This window comes from Roseateles sp. P1_C6, from assembly GCF_056406315.1.
On record NZ_JBFUAK010000012.1, the window covers coordinates 22711 to 41043 of the forward strand.

Consider the following 18333-nt stretch of genomic DNA (forward strand, 5'->3'; position numbering starts at 1 on the left):
TTTTCATGAGCAACACCATCCAAGGCCTGGCCCTGATCGGCGGCCAGCCGGTGCGCGGCGCGGGCAAGCCCTTCCAGGCGTTTGACCCGGGCAAGAACGAAGCCCTCGGCCCCGACTTCAACGCCGTCGATGCGGCCCAGGTGGCCGAAGCCTGCGCGCTCGCCGGCGCCGCCTTCGACGCCTATCGCGCCACGACCGATCAGGAGCGCGCCGACTTCCTGGAGCAGATCGCCGCGCAGATCCTCGCGCTGGGCGATGACCTGATCGTCCGCGCCATGGCCGAGACCGGCCTGCCGCGCGCCCGCCTGGAAGGCGAGCGTGGCCGCACGATGAACCAGCTCAAGCTGTTCGCCGAACTGCTGCGCGAAGGCAGCTGGCAGGACGCGCGCATCGACACCGCCCTGCCCACGCGCACGCCGCCGCGGCCGGACCTGCGCCTGCGTTTCGTCGGCGTGGGCCCCGTGGCCGTGTTCGGCGCCAGCAACTTCCCGCTGGCCTTCTCGGTCGCCGGTGGCGACACCGCCGCCGCGCTGGCCGCCGGCTGCCCCGTCGTCGTCAAGGCGCACTCGGCCCACCCGGGCACGTCGGAGCTGGTCGGCCGTGCGGTCGTCGAGGCCGTCAAGCTGTCCAAGCTGCCGGCCGGCGTCTTCGCGCTGCTGACCGGCAGCGGCCATGGCATCGGCGACACGCTGGTGCGCCACCCGGCCATCCAGGCCGTCGGCTTCACCGGCTCGCGCAGCGGCGGCCTCGCGCTGATGGCCGCCGCAGCCGCGCGCCCGCAGCCCATCCCCGTCTACGCCGAGATGAGCAGCATCAACCCGGTCGTCCTGCTGCCGGGCGCACTCGCCCAGCGCGGCGCCGACGTGGCGACCGGCTTTGCCGCCTCGCTGGTCATGGGCGTGGGCCAGTTCTGTACCAACCCCGGCCTGGTGCTGGGCCTGGCCGGCGCGGACTTCGACCGCTTCGCCGCCGCCGCTGCCGAGGCGCTCAAGCCCGTGGCTGCGGGCACCATGCTGACGCCCGGCATCGCCAGCGCCTACCAGCGCGGTGAAGACCAGCTCGCGGGCCAGGCGCAGGTCGACACGCTGCTGCGTGGCGAGTCCGCCGGCTGCCAGGGCGCCCCGGCGCTGTTCAAGACGACCGGCGCGGCCTTCCTGGCCAACCACGCGATGTCGGCCGAGATCTTCGGCCCGGCCTCGCTGCTGGTCGCCTGCACGGACCTGGACGAGCTGCTTGCCGTCATCGAAGGCCTGGAAGGCCAGCTGACCGCCACGCTGCAACTGCAGGACGACGACGAGGCCGACCTCGCCGCCGCCCGCCGCCTGCTGCCGGCGCTGGAGCGCAAGGTCGGTCGCATCCTGGCCAACGGCTATCCCACCGGCGTCGAGGTGTCGACGGCCATGGTCCACGGTGGCCCGTTCCCGGCCACCAGCGACGGCCGCAGCAGCTCGGTCGGCACCGCAGCCATCCAGCGCTTCCTGCGCCCGGTCTGCTACCAGAACCTGCCGCGCGCCTTGCTGCCGGCGGTTTTGCGCGAGCCCAACGAGCGCGGCGTCTGGCGCCGCCGCGACGGAGCACTGACGCGCAACTGAGACGCGCAGGCCCGAACAGAACAACGAAGGAGACAAAAGACATGAAGAAGCAACTCGCCGCCCTCGCGGCCTGCCTGGCCTGGGCCTTTGGCGCCCAGGCGGCCGACATCAAGCTGGTCGTCAACGCCGACCAGCCCGGCCCGGTCATCCACCGCAACATCTACGGCCAGTTCGCCGAGCACCTGGGCACCGGCATCTACGAAGGCATGTGGGTCGGCCCCGACAGCAAGATCCCGAACGTGCGCGGCTGGCGCAAGGACGTGGTCGGCGCGCTGAAGGACCTGAAGGTGCCGCTGGTGCGCTGGCCCGGTGGCTGCTTCGCCGACGAGTACCACTGGCGCGAAGGCATCGGCCCGCGCAACAAGCGCCCCGTCAAGGTCAACACCCACTGGGGTGGCGTGCAGGAGAACAACGCCGTCGGCACGCACGAGTTCTTCGACCTGGTCGAGCAGCTGGGCGCCGAGGCCTACGTGAACGGCAACCTGGGCACCGGCAGCGCGCAGGAGATGGCCGAGTGGCTGGAGTACATGACGGCCGAGGGCAAGTCCACGCTGACCGACCTGCGCCGCAAGAACGGCCGTGACAAGCCCTTCCGCGTGCACTACTTCGCCGTCGGCAACGAGACCTGGGGCTGCGGCGGCAACATGCGCCCCGAGTACTACGCCGACCAGTACCGCCAGGTCGCCACCTTCCTGAAGACACCCGAGAACAACCGGCCCCAGTTCATCGCCAGCGGCGGCAACGACCAGGACACCACCTGGACCGACGTGCTGAGCAAGAACATCCGCCACAACTTCAACGGCATCGCCCACCACGCGTACACCTTCCCCAGCGGCAAGTGGGAGGGCAAGGGCTCGGCCGTGGGCTTCCCCGAAGGCGAGTGGATCTCGATGCTGCAGCAGGTCAGCAAGATCGACAGCACGCTGACCAAGAGCACGGTCATCCTGGACAAGAACGACCCGCAGAAGAAGCTGGCCCTGTACTTCGACGAGTGGGGCAGCTGGTACGACCCCGAGCCCGGCAGCAACCCCGGCTTCCTGGTCCAGCGCAACACGCTGCGCGACGCGCTGCTGGCGGCGCTGCACTTCAACGTCTTCCACGCCCACGCCGACCGCGTGAAGATGAGCAACATCGCGCAGATGGTCAACGTGCTGCAGGCCATGATCCTCACCAGCAAGGACAAGCTGGTGCTGACGCCGACGTATCACGCGTTCGCGCTGTACACGCCCTTCCAGGACGCGACCTCTCTGCCCATCACGCTCGAGAACAACCCGGTCTACAAGGTCGGCGCGACCGAAATGCCGGGCCTGTCCGCCACCGCCGCGCGCGGCAAGGACGGCAAGGTCTACATCGGCCTCGTGAACTCGAACGCGACGCAGGCCACCGAGCTGACGCTGCAGGTCGGTGCCACTGCGCCGAAGCTTGTGAAGGGCAAGCTGCTGACGGCTGGCGCGATGGATGCGCAGAACGAACTCGGCAAGGCCGCCCAGGTCACGCCCGTGGCGTTTGAAGCGCAGGCCGCCGACGGCAAGCTGACGTTGAAGCTGCCGGCCAAGTCCATCGTCGTCGTCGCCGTCGAGGGCTGATCACCCCTTCGGCCAAGCGCCTTTCCCTGACCTGCAACTCTGGGCCCGCCATGCTGCTTGCCCAGGCGTTGCGCTGCCTCCGTGGCCAACACGGGGCATATCAAAACCAGGATCGACCGTGTCTGCAATGTCATTGGTGCGCCGCCGCCGAGCCTCCTAGGCTGCGCCGGCCACAACCATCAGACCCGGAGACAAACACACCATGGCCTTCCAGAAGCGACGCGACTTCCTCGCCGGCTCGGCCGCCATCGCGCTGACCGCCTGCGGCGGCGGCGGTGGCAGCAGCCCCTCGCCGGCGCCCAGCCCGATCACGCCCACGCCGCCGCCACCCCCACCGGCGCCGCCGCCCCCGCCCCCTGCACCACCGCCGCCCACGCAGGCCGCGCTCACGTTCACCAACGCCGGCGTGCATGACCCCTCCGTCATCCGCGCCGACGGCACGTTCTACGTCTTCGGCTCCCACCTCGCGGCGGCCAAGACGACGGACCTGATGAACTGGACCAAGATCGCCGATGGCGTCAACAACGCCAACCCGCTGTTCACGAACGTCACGACCGACCTGTCCGCCGCGCTGACCTGGGCGCAGACGACCACGCTGTGGGCACCCGACGTCACCAAGCTCGATGACGGCAAGTTCTACATGTACTACTGCGCCTGCAAGGGCGACTCGCCGCTGTCGGCGCTGGGCATCGCCGTGGCCACCAAGGTCGACGGGCCCTATGCCAACAAGCAGCTGCTGCTGAAGTCGGGCATGGTGGGCACGTCGGAAGACGGCACCAACTACGACGCCACCAGGCACCCCAACGTCGTCGACCCCGCCGTCTTCAAGGACGCGACGGGCAAGCTGTGGATGGTGTACGGCTCCTATTCGGGCGGCCTCTTCATCCTGCAGCTGGACCCGGCGACCGGCCTGCCGATCGCGGGCCAGGGCTACGGCAAGCGGCTCATCGGCGGCAACCACGCGCGCATCGAGGGCGCCTACGTCCTCTACAGCCCGACGACCAAGTACTACTACCTGTTCATGTCCTTCGGCGGCCTGGACGCGGCCGGCGGCTACAACGTGCGCATGGCACGCTCGCTGCAGCCCGACGGGCCCTACCTGGACGGCGCCGGTACCGACATGGCCACCGTCAAGGGCGCCAACGGGACCTTCTTCGACGACGCCAGCATCGCGCCGCACGGCATGAAGCTGATGGGCGGCCACCAGTTCACCAACGCCACCGGCGAGACCGGCACGGCGCTGGGCTATGTGTCACCGGGCCACAATTCGGCCTACCACGACGCGGCGACGGGCCAGTACTTCATCGTCTTCCACACGCGCTTCCCCGGCACCGGTGAGCTGCACGAGATCCGCGTGCATGAGATGCACCTGAACGAAGACGGTTGGCTGGTCATCGCGCCGCTGCGTTACGCACCGCTGAGCCTGGCCACGCCGGCGCAGACGGCCGACGTCAGCGCCACGCAGGCGGCAGGCACGTACAAGCTGGTCAACCACGGCAAGGACATCACGGCCGTCAGCAAGGCGTCCATCGTCGTCACGCTGAACGCCGACGGCACGGTCACCGGCGGCATGACGGGCACCTGGACGCACAAGGGCAGCAACAAACTCAGCGTGGTGAGCGGCGGGACGACCTATGCCGGGGTACTGTCCCGGCAATGGAATACCAACGCCAGCGCCTTCGTCGTGAGCTTCAGCGCGCTGTCGTCCGGCGGCGTGTCGTTGTGGGCGATCCGCACGGGCTGACGCGATGAAGCGCCTGCTCGCTGCCGTCACGCTCGCGCTGTGTGCCCACGGCGCGGGTGCGATCACGGGTGGAGGAGCGCAGGCCTTCCCGCTGGACCGCGTGCGCCTGCTGGACGGTCCCTTCCTGCAGGCACAGACGACCGACCTGCGCTACCTGCTGGCGCTCGACCCCGAGCGCCTGCTCGCGCCCTTCCGCCGTGAGGCGGGGCTGCCCGTGCCCACGCCGAGCTACGGCAACTGGGAGTCGTCGGGCCTGGATGGGCACATGGGCGGGCATTACGTGTCGGCGCTGGCGCTGATGGTCGCGTCGACCGGCGACGCGCAAGCGAAGCAGCGGCTGGACTACGTCATCGCCGAACTCAAGCGCTGCCAGGACCAGCTGGGCACGGGCTACATCGGCGGCATCCCCGACGGCGCCAAGGCCTGGGCTGAAGTGGGCGCAGGGCAACTCAAGGTCGACAGCTTCTCCGTCAACGGCCGCTGGGTGCCCTGGTACAACGTCCACAAGCTGTTCGCCGGCCTGCGCGATGCCTGGGTGCATGCCGGCAATGCCGACGCCAAGGCCATGCTCGTGCGCATGAGCGACTGGGCGCTGCGCCTGACGACGCCGCTGACCGACGCGCAGATGCAGGACATGCTGCGCGCCGAGCACGGCGGCATGAACGAGGTGCTGGCCGACGTGGCCGACATGACCGGTGATTTGCGCTACCTGGCGCTGGCGCGGCGCTTCTCGCACCAGGCCGTGCTGCAGCCGCTGGCGGCGGGCCAGGACAAGCTGACCGGCCTGCACGCCAACACGCAGATCCCCAAGGTCATCGGCTTCGCGCGCATCGCGCAGATCGGCGGCGAGGACGAGGGTCGCCGCGCCGCGGAGTTTTTCTGGCGCACGGTGACCGAGAAGCGCACGGTCGCCATCGGCGGCAACAGCGTCAAGGAGCACTTCCACCCGGCGGAAGACTTCCGGCCCATGCTCAACGAGGTGGAAGGCCCCGAGACCTGCAACAGCTACAACATGCTCAAGCTGACCGCGCTGCTCGCGCAGGCCCAGCCTGAGAACGGCCGCTACAGCGACTTCTACGAGCGCACGCTCTACAACCACATCCTCGCGTCGCAACACCCGGGCGAGGGCGGCTTCGTCTACTTCACGCCGATGCGGCCGCAGCACTACCGCGTCTACTCCAAGGTGGACGAAGGCATGTGGTGTTGCGTGGGCTCCGGCATCGAGAGCCACGCGCGCCACGGCGAGTTCATCTACGCGCATGACGCGGACTCGCTCTACGTGAACCTCTTCATCGCGTCCCAGCTGGACTGGCGCGAGCGCGGCATCCATGTCACGCAAAGCACCCGCTTTCCTGATGAGTCGCGCACGCGGTTGACGGTGCACGACGCCGGCGATTTCGCGCTGAAGATCCGTTACCCCGGCTGGGTCGCGCCCGGCGCGCTGAAGGTCAGGCTCAACGGCAAGCCGGTCAAGGTGACGGCCAGGCCGGGCAGCCACGTCGAACTGCGCCGCACGTGGCAGCCGGGCGACGAGGTCGACGTCGAGCTGCCCATGCGCACGACGTTGGAGCCCATGCCTGGGCTGAAGAATTACGTGGCCGTGCTGCACGGCCCCATCGTGCTGGCCGCCAAGACGCCGCAGCCGGGCGAGGCGCTGAGCTTCACCGCCGACGGCTCGCGCATGGGCCATATCGCTCAGGGGCCGGTCTGCCCGCAGGACGCCGCGCCGGTCTTCGTCAGCGACAAGGCGGATTTCGTGCGCCGCTTCAAGCCCGTTTCCGGCCAGCCGCTGACCTTCACTGCGCCCGGCCTCATCCGGGGTGTCAAGGGCAGCGAGAACCTGCAGCTCATCCCCTTTTTCCGCCTGCACGACTCGCGCTACATGGTCTATTGGGCGCGCAGCACAGCGGCGCAGCAAAGCCTGCTGCGCGTGGAGCTGGCCAAGGCCGAGGAAGCGCGCCTGGCGCTGGACGCGCAGACCATCGACCAGGTCGCGCCGGGCGAGCAGCAGCCCGAGTCCGACCACGGCTTCAAGGGCGAGGGTGCCGAGAACGGCATCGCGCCGGCCGGCCGCTGGCGGCATGCCAGGCAGTGGTTCAGCTACGACTTGAACGACCCCAAGGCCGAAGCGCGCACGCTGCGCCTGAGCTTCGCCAAGGGCGACGCCGGCCGGCGCTTCGACCTCGTCGTCAACGGCCAACTCGTCGCCGAGCTCGAACTGGCCAAGGTCGACACGGCAGACGACCTCTACACGCGCGAGTTCCCGCTGCCCGCCGAGCTGGTTCGTGCCGCCGGCGGCAAACTCAATGTGAAATTCGTCGCCAAGCCAGGTTCCATCGCCGGCGGGCTTTACGGCCTGCGATTGCTGCGTTAGACAAGCCCACCACCCAACGGAGACAACCGAATGAAGACACTTATTGTTCGTCGCACGCTGCTCGCCGCCGCGTTGTCCTTGTCCGCCTTCGGCGCCCTGGCCGCGCCGCTGGTCCTGGGCTTCTCCCAGGTCGGCGCGGAGAGCGAATGGCGCACCGCCAACACCGCCTCCATCAAGGCCGCGGCCAAGGAGGCCGGCATCACGCTGAAGTTCGCCGACGCGCAGCAGAAGCAGGAGAACCAGGTCAAGGCCATCCGCAGCTACATCGCGCAGAAGGTCGACGTCATCGCCTTCTCGCCGGTGGTGGAAAGCGGCTGGGACACGGTGCTGAAGGAAGCCAAGACGGCCGGCATCCCCGTCATCCTGACCGACCGCGCGGTCAAGGTCAGTGACCCGTCGCTGTACGTCACCTTCATCGGCTCCGACTTCGTCGAGGAAGGCCGCAAGGCCGCGAAGTGGCTGCTGGAGCGTGCGGCGAAGACGCCGAACGCCGCACTGAACATCGTCGAGCTGCAGGGCACCGTGGGCTCGGCGCCGGCCATCGACCGCAAGAAGGGCTTCGAGGAAGTCATCAAGACCAACCCCAAGCTGCAGATCATCCGCTCGCAGTCCGGCGAGTTCACGCGCGCCAAGGGCAAGGAGGTCATGGAGTCCTTCCTGAAGCAGCGCGACAAGAAGATCGACGTGCTGTACGCGCACAACGACGACATGGCGATTGGCGCCATCCAGGCCATCGAGGAAGCCGGCCTGAAGCCGGGCGTGGACATCGTCATCATCTCCATCGACGGCGTGCGCGGTGCGTTCGAGGCGATGAAGGCCGGCAAGCTGAACGTGACGGTGGAATGCAACCCGCTGCTGGGGCCGCAGCTGATGCAGCTGGCCAAGGACGTGGTGGCCAAGAAGCCGATCGAGAAGCGGATCACGGTGACCGAGGGCGTGTTCCCGGCCGAGGTGGCGGCCAAGGAACTGCCGAACCGAAAGTATTGACATGACGGTGAGTGCGGCCCCGGTGCTGGCGCTGTCCGGCATCCATAAAGGCTTTCCGGGCGTGAAGGCCCTCGGCGACGTCAGCCTGCGCCTGTTCCCGGGCGAGGTGCACGCGCTGATGGGCCAGAACGGCGCCGGCAAGTCCACGCTGATCAAGGTGCTGACGGGTCTGTACACGCCCGACGCCGGCGTCATCACGCTGGACGGCCACACGATCGCGCCGCGCCGCACCGAGGAAGCCCAGGCCCTGGGCATCCAGACCGTCTACCAGGAGGTCAACCTCTGCACCAACCTCAGCGTGGCGGAGAACATCTGCGCCGGCCGCTTCCCGCGCAAATCTTGGCTGGGTGGGGGCCGCATCGACTGGGCCGCCGTCAACGCCGAAGCCAGGCGTGTGCTCGCGCAGATGGACCTGGACATCGACGTGACGGCCCCGCTGTCGCGCTACTCGCTGTCCGTGCAACAGATGGTCGCCATCGCCCGCGCGCTGCGCGTGCAGGCCCGCGTGCTCATCCTGGATGAGCCCACGTCCAGCCTGGACGACGCCGCCGTGCAGCGCCTGTTCACCGTGTTGCGCCGCCTGCGCGACCAGGGCCTGGCCATCCTGTTCGTGACCCACTTCCTCGACCAGACCTACGCGCTGGCCGATCGCATCACCGTCATGCGCAATGGCGAGACCGAGGGCGAGTACCTGGCGAGCGATCTCAGCCGCCTGGCCCTGGTCAACAAGATGGTGGGCGCGCCGCCCGACCAGCAGCCCACCCGCCTGGACAGCCGCGCGCCGAACACCGGCGCGGCGGTGCTGAAGGCCCAGGGCTTGAGCCGTCGCGGCGCGCTGCACCCGCTGGACCTGGAGCTGAAGCGCGGCGAGGTGCTGGGCCTCGCCGGCCTGCTGGGCTCCGGCCGCACCGAGGCCGCGCGCCTGCTGTTTGGCGCCGACACGGCCGACGCAGGCCATGTCGAGGCCGGCAGCCACAACGGCCGTTGGCACTCGCCCCGCCAGGCCATCGCCGCCGGCATTGCCTTCTGCTCGGAAGACCGCAAGCACGAAGGCGCCATCCTGGACCTCTCCGTGCGCGACAACATCCTGCTCGCGCTGCAGGCCCGCCACGGCCTGCGGCTGGTCATGAGCCACGAGCAGCAGCAGGCCCTGGCCGACGACTACATCCAGCGCCTGGGCATCAAGACGGCCAGCGCCGACACGCCCATCGGTCAGCTCAGCGGCGGCAACCAGCAGAAAGCGCTGCTCGCCCGCTGGCTGGCGACCGAGCCCGCCGCGCTCATCCTCGACGAGCCCACGCGCGGCATCGACGTGCGTGCCAAGGAGGACCTGATGGACGCCGTCCGCGCGCTCGCGCACAAGGAGGACGGCACGGGCATGTCCATCCTCTTCATCTCGTCCGAGTTGCCCGAGGTCCTGCACTGCAGCGACCGCGTCCTCGTGCTGCGCGACCGCCGCGCCGCCGGCGAGTACCGCCGCGGCGAGCTGGACGAGCGCAGCGTGCTCGAGGTCATCGCCGCCGAGCCCGCCACCGCAGTTCCCGCATGAATTCCCAGAGTCTCGCCATGTCCACGCCAAGCGCCCCCTCTGCCGTGTCGAGGGCCTGGAAGCATCCGCTCGCGCGACCCGTCGCGGCGCTCGCGCTGCTGCTGGTCGTCGCGGCTGTCTTCGTGCCCGGCTTCCTGCACCTGGAGATCAAGGACGGCCACCTCTACGGCAGCCTCATCGACATCCTGCACCGCGCCGCACCGCTGATGCTCGCGGCGCTCGGCATGACGCTGGTCATCGCCACGCGCGGCATCGACGTGTCGGTGGGCGCCGTCGTCGCCATCGCCGGCACGGTGGCCTGCGTGCTGGTCGGCTCGCACGGCCTGGCCGTCGCCTTCGCCGCGGCCCTGGGTGCCGCGCTGTTGTGCGGCCTGTGGAACGGCCTGCTGGTGTCGGCGCTGGGCCTGCAACCCATCATCGCGACGCTGATCCTGATGGTCGCCGGCCGCGGCCTGGCGCAGCTGTTCACCGACGGCCAGATCATCACCGTCTACGAACCCGCGACCTTCTTCTGGCTGGGCGGCGGCTACCTGCTGGGGCTGCCGGTGTCGCTGTTCGTCGTCGCCACGGTGGGCGGCCTCACGGCGCTGCTGATGAAGCGCACGGCGCTGGGCCTGTTCATCCAGACCGTCGGCATCAACCCCGTCGCCGCGCGCCTGGCCGGCGTGCGCACGGCGGCCATCGTCTTCTTCGTCTACGTCTACTGCAGCCTCGGCGCGGGGCTGGCGGGGCTGATGATCTCGTCCAACATCAAGAGCGCCGACGCCAACAACGCCGGCCTGCTGCTGGAGCTGGACGCCATCCTCGCCGTGACGCTGGGCGGCGGGCAGTTGAGCGGAGGCAAGTTCAGCCTGGCCGGCAGCCTCATCGGCGCGCTCATCATCCAGACGCTGACCTCCACCATCTACGCGATGGGCGTGCCGCCGCAGGTGACCATGGTCGTCAAGGCCGTCGTCGTGTTTGCGGTCTGCATCTCGCAGTCCTCGGCCTGGTCGACCTGGAGGAAGGCATGAAAGCGCTCCGCTCGGCAATGGCCGCCCCGTCGTTCACCAGCTGGGTCAGCGTCGCGCTGATGGCCGTGCTCTTCATCGTCGGCGCCAGCAGCTACACCGGCTTCGGCTCCACGCAGGTCGTCTTGAACCTGCTCATCGACAACGCCTTCCTGCTCGTCATCGCGGTGGGCATGAGCTTCGTCATCCTGTCCGGTGGCATCGACCTGTCCGTGGGCTCGGTGCTGGCGCTGACCACCATGGTCGCCGCCTGGTTGCTGCAGGTTGCGCAGTGGCCGGCGGAGCTGGTCATCGTCCTCGTGCTGCTGGGCGGTGCGGCGTTCGGCGCGCTGCAGGGCGTGGTCATCCACGTGTTCAAGCTGCAGGCCTTCATCGTCACGCTGGCCGGCATGTTCCTGGCGCGCGGCCTGTGCTTCCTCATCAGCGTCGACAGCATCACCATCGACGCGCCGCTGTTCGTCACGCTGTCGCAGACGCAGATCCCGCTGTTCGCGGGCGCCTTCCTGTCGCCGGGCGCGCTGATCGCGCTGATCGTGCTGGGCGCGGGCCTGTGGGTGGCGCACTGCACCGCCTTCGGCCGTACCGTCTACGCGCTGGGCGGCAGCGAGGCCTCGGCGCTGATGATGGGCCTGCCCGTGGGCCGCACCAAGGTCGCCGTCTACGGCCTCAGCGGCTTTTGCGCGTCGCTGGCCGGCCTGCTGTTCGCGTTCTACATGCTCAGCGGCTACGGCCAACATGCGCAAGGCGTGGAGCTGGACGCGATTGCTGCCGTGGTCATCGGCGGCACCGTGCTGACGGGCGGTTATGGCTACGTGGCCGGTGCGCTGTCCGGCGTGCTGGTGCTGGGCCTCATCCAGACGCTGATCGCCTTCGACGGCACCCTCAGCTCCTGGTGGACCAAGATCGTCATCGGCGCGCTGCTGTTCGTCTTCTGCGCCGTGCAGCGGCTGCTGTCCCTGAAGAAAGCCACTGCCTGAAGTGATGTGAGCCCCTCGCCCGGTCTCGTGCCGCTGAACGCGGACGAGCCCAGTCGGTCCCCCGTGGGGACGGCGATGCGTGCGGCGTCGAGCCGCATGCATCGTCAACTCGGGCCGGCTTGGGAGCGGCCCGGCGCTCGGCCCGAATGCCTTGGTCTCGCGTGTCGCGGGGCCACCCATGCGAAAGGATCGCTGAGATGTTCAAGAAGCTACTGTTCACGGCTGCGTTTGCTTGGAGTGCGGCTCAAGCCGCCACCAACCCGCTGTTCGCGCCGCTCTTCACCGCCGACCCCGCCGTGCTGGTGGACGGTGGCCGCGTCTACCTCTTCGCCGGCCGCGACGAGGCGCCGCCCGAGGGCAAGGACTACGTCATGCACGAGTGGCGCGTGTTCTCCACCTGCGACATGGTGAACTGGAAGGACGAGGGCGTGCCCATCAAGGCCAGGGACTTCGCCTGGGCCAAGGGCCGCGCCTGGGCGTCGGACGTGGTCAAGCGCCACGGCAAGTACTGGTTCTATTCGACGGTCGAACACGCGACCGTGCCCGGCTTCGCGGTGGGCGTGGCGGTGTCGGACTCGCCGACCGGCCCGTTCAAGGATGCGCGCGGTTCCGCGCTCATCACCAACGACATGACCCAGCAGACCGACATCGCCTGGGACGACATCGACCCGGCCGTGTTCATCGACGACGACGGCCAGGCCTGGCTGTACTGGGGCAACACGGTGATGAAGGTCGCCAAGCTCAAGGCCAACATGACCGAGCTGGACGGTCCGATCACGGCCGTGCCGGTGGCCAACTTCGTCGAGGCGTCCTACCTGCACAAGCACAACGGCACGTACTACCTGAGCTACTCGCAGCACTTCCCCGAAGAGACGGCCTACATGACCGGCCCGTCAGCCACCGGCCCCTGGACGCCGCAGGGCGTCGTCATGGAGCGCAATCTGAAGACGAAGACCATCCACCAGGCGTTCTTCGACTTCAACGGCAAGAGCTATGTGGCGTATCACAACGCCGAGCTGCCGGGGGGCAGCGAGTTCCGACGGTCGCTGGCGGTCGAGGAATTCTCGTACCGGGCGGATGGGACGATCCCGTTCATCCATCAGACGAAGTCGGGGCCGAAGGCGAACCCAGCGCCGGGTTGCAAGCGCTGATGCCCTCGCGTCCGGCTTGTCGTTGACGCAAGCCACTGGCCCGCACGCGGCAGAACGTGGACGGCAGGACAGCCTATTGCCCTGGCATCGGGACCTGACAATCGCGTTCATGGGCATGCACGGACAACCGCTGGAGCTTCGCTTGCGACAGGCCGTCGAAGGGGGTGAGCTCGGGATCTGGGACCTCAGGCTCGAGCTGGAGACGGTCCACTATTCACCGCAGTGGAAGCTGCGGCTTGGTTTCCCGGAGCCGTACAGCGCCGACAGCACGCACTTCTGGCGCTGCCGAGTGCACCCGGCTGACCTTGAGGGCATGCTGGCCGCGATGCGCGCGCACGCCCGCGGCGCACAAGCCAGCTACGAGGCCACGTTCCGCCTGCGGAGCAACGGCTCGGGCTATCGCGCGGTGCACTCTCGCGGCCGCGTCATCGAGTGGAGCGCCGACGGCCGCGCGGCCCGCATGGTCGGGACGATGGTCGACCTGACCCAGCGCCCGTTCACACCCCAGGGTGGCCTGCCCGACGGGCCACGGGGTTCCATGGAAGGTTCACCGCTGGTGCTGCCGTTCCACGAGCTGCTGAGCGTGGAAACGCCCGAGACGGCACCGGAGCGGCAACGCTTGCTTGGCGAGTTGGAAGATGTGCTGCAGGCTTCACTGGCTGCGCTGGAAGGGCTGCCGACGCGCTAGCGATTCGGCTGGGCGCTCGCGTTGAGCCTTGTGGGAACTGGCTGCTTTTGCGGAGACCGTGTTGGCTCGGCGCATTGCCGGGAGTCCCGCCCGGCGGCGGGGTAACTTTCTTCTGCGGCGCCAGAAGAAAGTCACCAAAGAAGAGGCGCTGAACCGCACGCCATTGCGACGCCGCCAAGAGCGGCGCGCGAAAACATGCAGCCGCATTCCGGGAAGACGCGACCCGCTTCGCTCTCGCTGCTGTCCCTATCACGAGTGCCATCCATCGCCCCCATCCCGCCCGTTAACGCCGGCTGCACGCCGGGCTCACCAGGAATCCGAAGTCAGCGTCGCTCGGGCGACGCGTGCGGTATTCGCCAACTCGGCGGTTGCGCAGAGGCATCGCTGGGGTTCACTGCGTTCACCCCAATCTCGGGGCTATGGGCTGCAAGGCGCGGCCGCCTACAGATGAGAATCAGCGTCTTGTGCGGCCGAGTGACGGCCAACCCATAGGAGGTGCTAATGACGCTTGATGAGTTCACGCAATATGTCGGCCGATTCTTTTTCTATGGTGGTGCCTCAATAGGGCTCTTCTGGCTCATATTCCAGAAGGCGGTGGAGCGCTGGGTTGACGCCCGCCCACTTCGCAAAGCGCCAAAAGGCGTTCGAGCATGAACAGGCGAAGGAGCTGCAACGGATCAAAGCAAGACTGGATACCGTTATCCAGGGATCGCTAAAGCTACAGGAAAGGGAATTCAAGGTGATCCCGGAGGCGTGGGAGAAGATAGGAAATGCCTACGGACTCTCTTGCTGGCTTTGCTCGCCAATGCAGTCCTACACATCCTTGCAATACATGTCGGAGGGCCACCTAGAAGAATTTCTGTCAAAGCAGGAGATGCTTTGGGAGACACAGAGAGAGCAAATTCGAAATGCGTCGGCTAGCAACCGCGATAAGGTCTGGCAAGAGCTAGACACAAGAATGAGATATGCCAAGACGCACGATGCACTGGCAGACGCGGACCGATTCCTCAAGGCGAACTCAATCTTTCTGCCTGACGAGCTTCGAGACGATTTCAACAAGCTCGTGCACGTTATCTGGGAGGCACTGATTTCCTTCGACGTTGGCAATCACCCCTCTTCGAAAGACTACAAGATGATTGGAGAGGCCTGGGACAAGCTGAAAAAGGAGGGCGAGCCGCTGCACACCGATATCGAGAAGTCGGTACGAAAGCGGTTGCTCGATCAAACTCAGCTCGCAGACGAGCAACTTCAATCTGTGAAGTGACATGCGCCACCTCACCTTCGACCTCACCGACAGCTCCGACGACATCCTCACGCTGGAAGCCATGGCGTCCACGCGCGAGGCCGATCATGCGGCCGTGATGGCCGAGGTGGAGCGGGTGCTGGCCTGGGCGCGGGCGGAGTTCGGCGGACGGCAGGGGCCGGTTGAGGATGGCAACGCCTGGGACCACGAGCTGCTGGTGCAGCACGAGGCGGGCGGGTGGGTGACGGTGACGCTGACGTTCAGCGCATCGGCGGAGTTCGCCGAGGCGTTTCAGGCCAGGTTTGCCGAACCTGACGAAGACTGAAGCCACGCGCCAGACCTCCCCAGCACACACCAGTCGCGCCGCCCGAGCGGCGCTGACTTCGCATTCCTGGTGAGCCCGGCGTGCAGCCGGCGTTAACCGGCGTGAAGGGGCGATGGATGGTGTTCGTCACAGGGACAGCAGCGAGAGCGAAGCGGGTCGCGTCTGGGCGCAACGCCGCCGGTTGTTTTCGCGCGCCGCTGATGGCGGCGTCGTGATCGTGTGCGGTTCAGGGCCTCTTCTTTGGTGACTTTCTTCTGGCCCCGCAGAAGAAAGTTACCCGGCCGCCGGGACGGACTCCCGGCAATGCACCGAGCCAACACGCTCTCCGCAAAATCAACCAACAAAAGTCCTCGCACGCCGCAAGGCGTGCTGGCTCTGGCTCTGAGCCTTCAGCCGCGGGCCTGCCGGCGGCGCGCCACCAGCCCCAGCAAAGCCATGCCGCCCAGCAGCAGCGCGTAGCTCGCCGGCTCCGGCACTGCCGACACGGCGCGGCCGTAGTCGAAGCCCGATTCGCTCGTGATCGACAAGCTGCCGAGGTAGGGGCTGCCGTCCAGCAGCGTCACGCCGGCCAGGCCCTTCCACTCCAGCGTGTTGCCGAAGTCGGCGATGGCATTCATCGTGCCGTTGCCTTGCTGAACACCTGCGCTGGCCTCCGCAAGCATCGACAGGCTGAAGGTCGCTCCGGCCGGGCCGGGGGTCACGCCGACCACCATCGAGAACTCGCTGAAGCCGAGGCCCGTTTCGGTATGGACGATGCTGATCAGGAAGGGGTTGCGACTGACGATGGTCTTCTGCTCTGACACGCTGCCCGAGCTCGCCAGCGAGACGTTCGGCCCGGACAGGCTGATCTGCCAGCTCGCCGTTGCGCCGGCGCCGCCAAAGCCCAGGCTGGCGTTCGGATCGGTGTTGGACGCCGTCACGTTGCCGCCGGCATGCAGTGCGAACACCATCTGTATGGGATCGTCCCCCGTGGCGCTGACCGTGAAGCTGTCGGTCAACGAAGCGGTGGCGGTGGTGGACACGCTGGTGGGGTCGCCCGGGTTTCCACGCCCGTTGCTGAAGGCGCCGGCGAAGGTGGTAATCTTGCCGTTGCCTGCGGTGGCGGTACCTGACGTGGTGACTGGTGTGTTGGTGTACTCGCCCGCGGCCGCGCGCAACCGGTCGGTGCCCACGCCGGCGAAATGCTGGGTGTTGGGTGTCGACGGATCACCGACCTGGCGAATGGTCACCGAGGCGGCTGCCGTGGCGGCGCGGCCGGGGGCGCAAAGGAGCAGCAGCGCGGCGCCGGTGGCGGCCCAGGCGAGCGAACGGGCGTGCCTGGGGCGATGCGTCAGCAAGGCCTGGTTTGAAGTGTGTGCGCTCAAAGTCGTCTCCATCGAGATGGTCGGCCGTGCCCTGCAAGCAGGGGCGGGTGCGTTGCCGGTCCGGCCCACGACCAGGCGTGGATGGCGGCAATGCGGCGCATGTTGCAGATGCCCCGTCTCCGCACCGTCTCTGCGGATCGGGCCAGCTTGATGGCGAACGGCATCGCCGTCGCGGAAGAGGCCTTCGCCGGCTGGCCTGGGCGCGGCTGTCTGAACCGACGGACGACGCGGGCGCGCTCAGCCCGGACGTCTTTTGAACGGGCTGATCAGCTGCTCGCCAAGCTTCTGCGGTAGATCCCGGTCGGCCCCGTACGACAGCGGGAATTGCTGCGCGGGCAGGTGGTAGGTGCCGAAGATGCGATCGATCCAGGGGAACAAAGAGGCGTAGTTCTTGTTCAAGGTTCCCGGCATGTTGGCGTGGTGCCAATGATGAAAGGCCGGGGTCACGACGAGCTGTTCCAGCCAGCCGAGGCGCCACTTCAGATTGGTGTGCACGAAGAACGCCCACAGCGTGGTGAGGGCGAGATAGATGCCGACCGCCGCGTCCAGACCATCGTTGCCCTGCCGGATGCCCAGCACGACGATGGGCACCGCCGACACCGCGCGAGCAAACACCAGGTCCAGCGGATGCGCGCGCGTGTTCACCAGCCAGTCCAGCGACGTCGGGCTGTGGTGCACGGCGTGCATCCGCCACAGCCATTCGTTCTCATGTGACCAGCGGTGTGCCCAGTAGAACGCCACGTCGCCCAGCAGCACCATGGCACCGACACGCACCGCAAACGGCAGGCTGGCGACCCAGGCGTAGAAGGCCGCCGGCACGAGGCCGCTGACGAACCAGGCCATGGCCGCCGTCGCCACCACCGTCAGGAAGGGCGGCAGCAGACCGCCCAGGAAGTAGTAGCCAATGTCCTGCGCCATGTCCTTGCGCAGGAAGCGCTGGGCGCGGATCGGAAACCGGCGTTCCAGCAGGCCGAACACGACCGCCATGGCCAGCAACCATGCGGCCAGGCCGAGCGCCTTGTGCGGCAATGACGCCGCCAGCGCCTGCCATTGCTGCCAGACCTGGCTCAAGGGCGCGGCGCCGTGGCTAAGGGGTGGTGGCCCGGCGGCGGCGCAGCTTCAGCCAGCCCAGGCCCGCCAACCCTGCGGCGAGCAGGTGCTGGATGGAGGCTTCGGGAACCGCCGCTGCGCTCAGCGTGACCCCATCGAGGTTGAGGATCTCCGGGTACGAGCCCGGCAGGAACTCGGCCGCAAAGGTCAGGGCCTGCACCGTGGCCGTGGCGGTGAAGGTCATCGTCGATTGCACCCACGTGGGCGCGCCGCTGGCCGTCGTCAGCTGGCTGGCCTGCGTCTGCGCACCGAACGTGACGTTCCATCGCTGCATGGCGGTGGGACTCAGCGACGTGTGGTTGGACATCGAGAAGAAGCTCAGCTGATAGCTGGTGCCGACCTCCAGCCCCGACACGAGCTGCGTGATGCCACCCGCGTTGAACCGGGGCGCGAACGAGTCGAGGTCCTGGATGCCGAAGTACGAGCCCCCTTCCGGGCTGGGCCGGCTCTCGAAGGATTGCCACGACTCACCGTTCGGGACCAGCACGGTCCACCCCGTGGGCGCGCCTGTCCCCGAGAAGTTCATCGAGCCGTTGATGACCAGGCTGTCCGCGGCGTGCGCCATCAGCGGCGCGACGAGGAGCCAAGGCAGATGTTTGAACACCATCTCGGACCACCATCGTTGGTTGACAA

General features: G+C 67.8%; 14 protein-coding genes and 1 pseudogene. 12 read left to right on the top strand and 3 right to left on the bottom strand.

The window, feature by feature from the left end; all coding sequences use genetic code 11:
• The first annotated feature begins 5 nt into the window (after positions 1-5).
• From AC1D29_RS24240 to AC1D29_RS24295, 12 genes are all read left to right on the top strand, one after another.
• A complete protein-coding gene (locus AC1D29_RS24240) occupies positions 6-1592 on the top strand; it encodes an aldehyde dehydrogenase (NADP(+)) (protein ID WP_477902306.1) in 1587 nt (528 codons plus the stop codon).
• Positions 1593-1633: 41 nt separating this feature from the next.
• Complete coding sequence (locus AC1D29_RS24245) at positions 1634-3178, top strand: alpha-N-arabinofuranosidase (RefSeq protein ID WP_477902308.1); 1545 nt, start codon at positions 1634-1636, stop codon at positions 3176-3178.
• A gap of 202 nt (positions 3179-3380) precedes the next feature.
• Complete coding sequence (locus AC1D29_RS24250) at positions 3381-4922, top strand: glycoside hydrolase family 43 protein (RefSeq protein ID WP_477902310.1); 1542 nt, start codon at positions 3381-3383, stop codon at positions 4920-4922.
• Between the two features lie 4 nt (positions 4923-4926).
• Complete coding sequence (locus AC1D29_RS24255; RefSeq protein ID WP_477902312.1) at positions 4927-7296, top strand: beta-L-arabinofuranosidase domain-containing protein; 2370 nt, start codon at positions 4927-4929, stop codon at positions 7294-7296.
• Positions 7297-7326: 30 nt separating this feature from the next.
• Positions 7327-8283, top strand: coding sequence for an ABC transporter substrate-binding protein (locus AC1D29_RS24260; protein WP_477902314.1), 957 nt, complete (start codon positions 7327-7329; stop codon positions 8281-8283).
• A 1-nt stretch (position 8284) separates the two neighbouring features.
• On the top strand, positions 8285-9832 hold the full coding sequence (locus AC1D29_RS24265) for a sugar ABC transporter ATP-binding protein (protein ID WP_477902316.1): 1548 nt from the start codon (positions 8285-8287) through the stop codon (positions 9830-9832).
• Positions 9833-9849: 17 nt separating this feature from the next.
• Entirely contained in the window at positions 9850-10845 is a 996-nt protein-coding gene (locus AC1D29_RS24270; protein ID WP_477902318.1) for an ABC transporter permease, read from the top strand.
• Positions 10842-11819, top strand: coding sequence for a galactofuranose ABC transporter, permease protein YjfF (gene yjfF, locus AC1D29_RS24275; RefSeq protein WP_477902320.1), 978 nt, complete (start codon positions 10842-10844; stop codon positions 11817-11819). The genes AC1D29_RS24270 and yjfF overlap by 4 nt, the downstream gene beginning before the upstream one ends.
• Positions 11820-12016: 197 nt before the next feature.
• Positions 12017-12970 (top strand): glycoside hydrolase family 43 protein, encoded by a 954-nt coding sequence (locus AC1D29_RS24280; RefSeq protein ID WP_477902322.1) that lies wholly within the window; start codon positions 12017-12019, stop codon positions 12968-12970.
• Positions 12971-12992: 22 nt separating this feature from the next.
• Positions 12993-13658 (top strand): PAS domain-containing protein, encoded by a 666-nt coding sequence (locus AC1D29_RS24285; protein WP_477902324.1) that lies wholly within the window; start codon positions 12993-12995, stop codon positions 13656-13658.
• Positions 13659-14265: 607 nt separating this feature from the next.
• Positions 14266-14922, top strand: a complete 657-nt coding sequence (locus AC1D29_RS24290; protein WP_477902325.1) for a hypothetical protein — start codon at positions 14266-14268, stop codon at positions 14920-14922.
• Between the two features lies 1 nt (position 14923).
• The gene (locus AC1D29_RS24295) at positions 14924-15226 is read left to right on the top strand and encodes a hypothetical protein (protein ID WP_477902327.1); all 303 of its coding nucleotides are present in this window, start codon (positions 14924-14926) and stop codon (positions 15224-15226) included.
• A 389-nt stretch (positions 15227-15615) separates the two neighbouring features.
• Here the strand turns inward: AC1D29_RS24295 and AC1D29_RS24300 are convergent.
• The 3 genes and pseudogenes from AC1D29_RS24300 to AC1D29_RS24310 all read right to left on the bottom strand — a co-directional run.
• A pseudogene (locus tag AC1D29_RS24300) lies at positions 15616-15714 on the bottom strand (PEP-CTERM sorting domain-containing protein); the annotation flags it as partial.
• 1113 nt (positions 15715-16827) lie between these two features.
• On the bottom strand, positions 16828-17661 hold the full coding sequence (locus AC1D29_RS24305; RefSeq protein WP_477902328.1) for a sterol desaturase family protein: 834 nt from the start codon (positions 17659-17661) through the stop codon (positions 16828-16830).
• A 16-nt stretch (positions 17662-17677) separates the two neighbouring features.
• Positions 17678-18307, bottom strand: a complete 630-nt coding sequence (locus AC1D29_RS24310; protein ID WP_477902330.1) for a carbohydrate binding domain-containing protein — start codon at positions 18305-18307, stop codon at positions 17678-17680.
• Between the last annotated feature and the right edge of the window lie 26 nt (positions 18308-18333).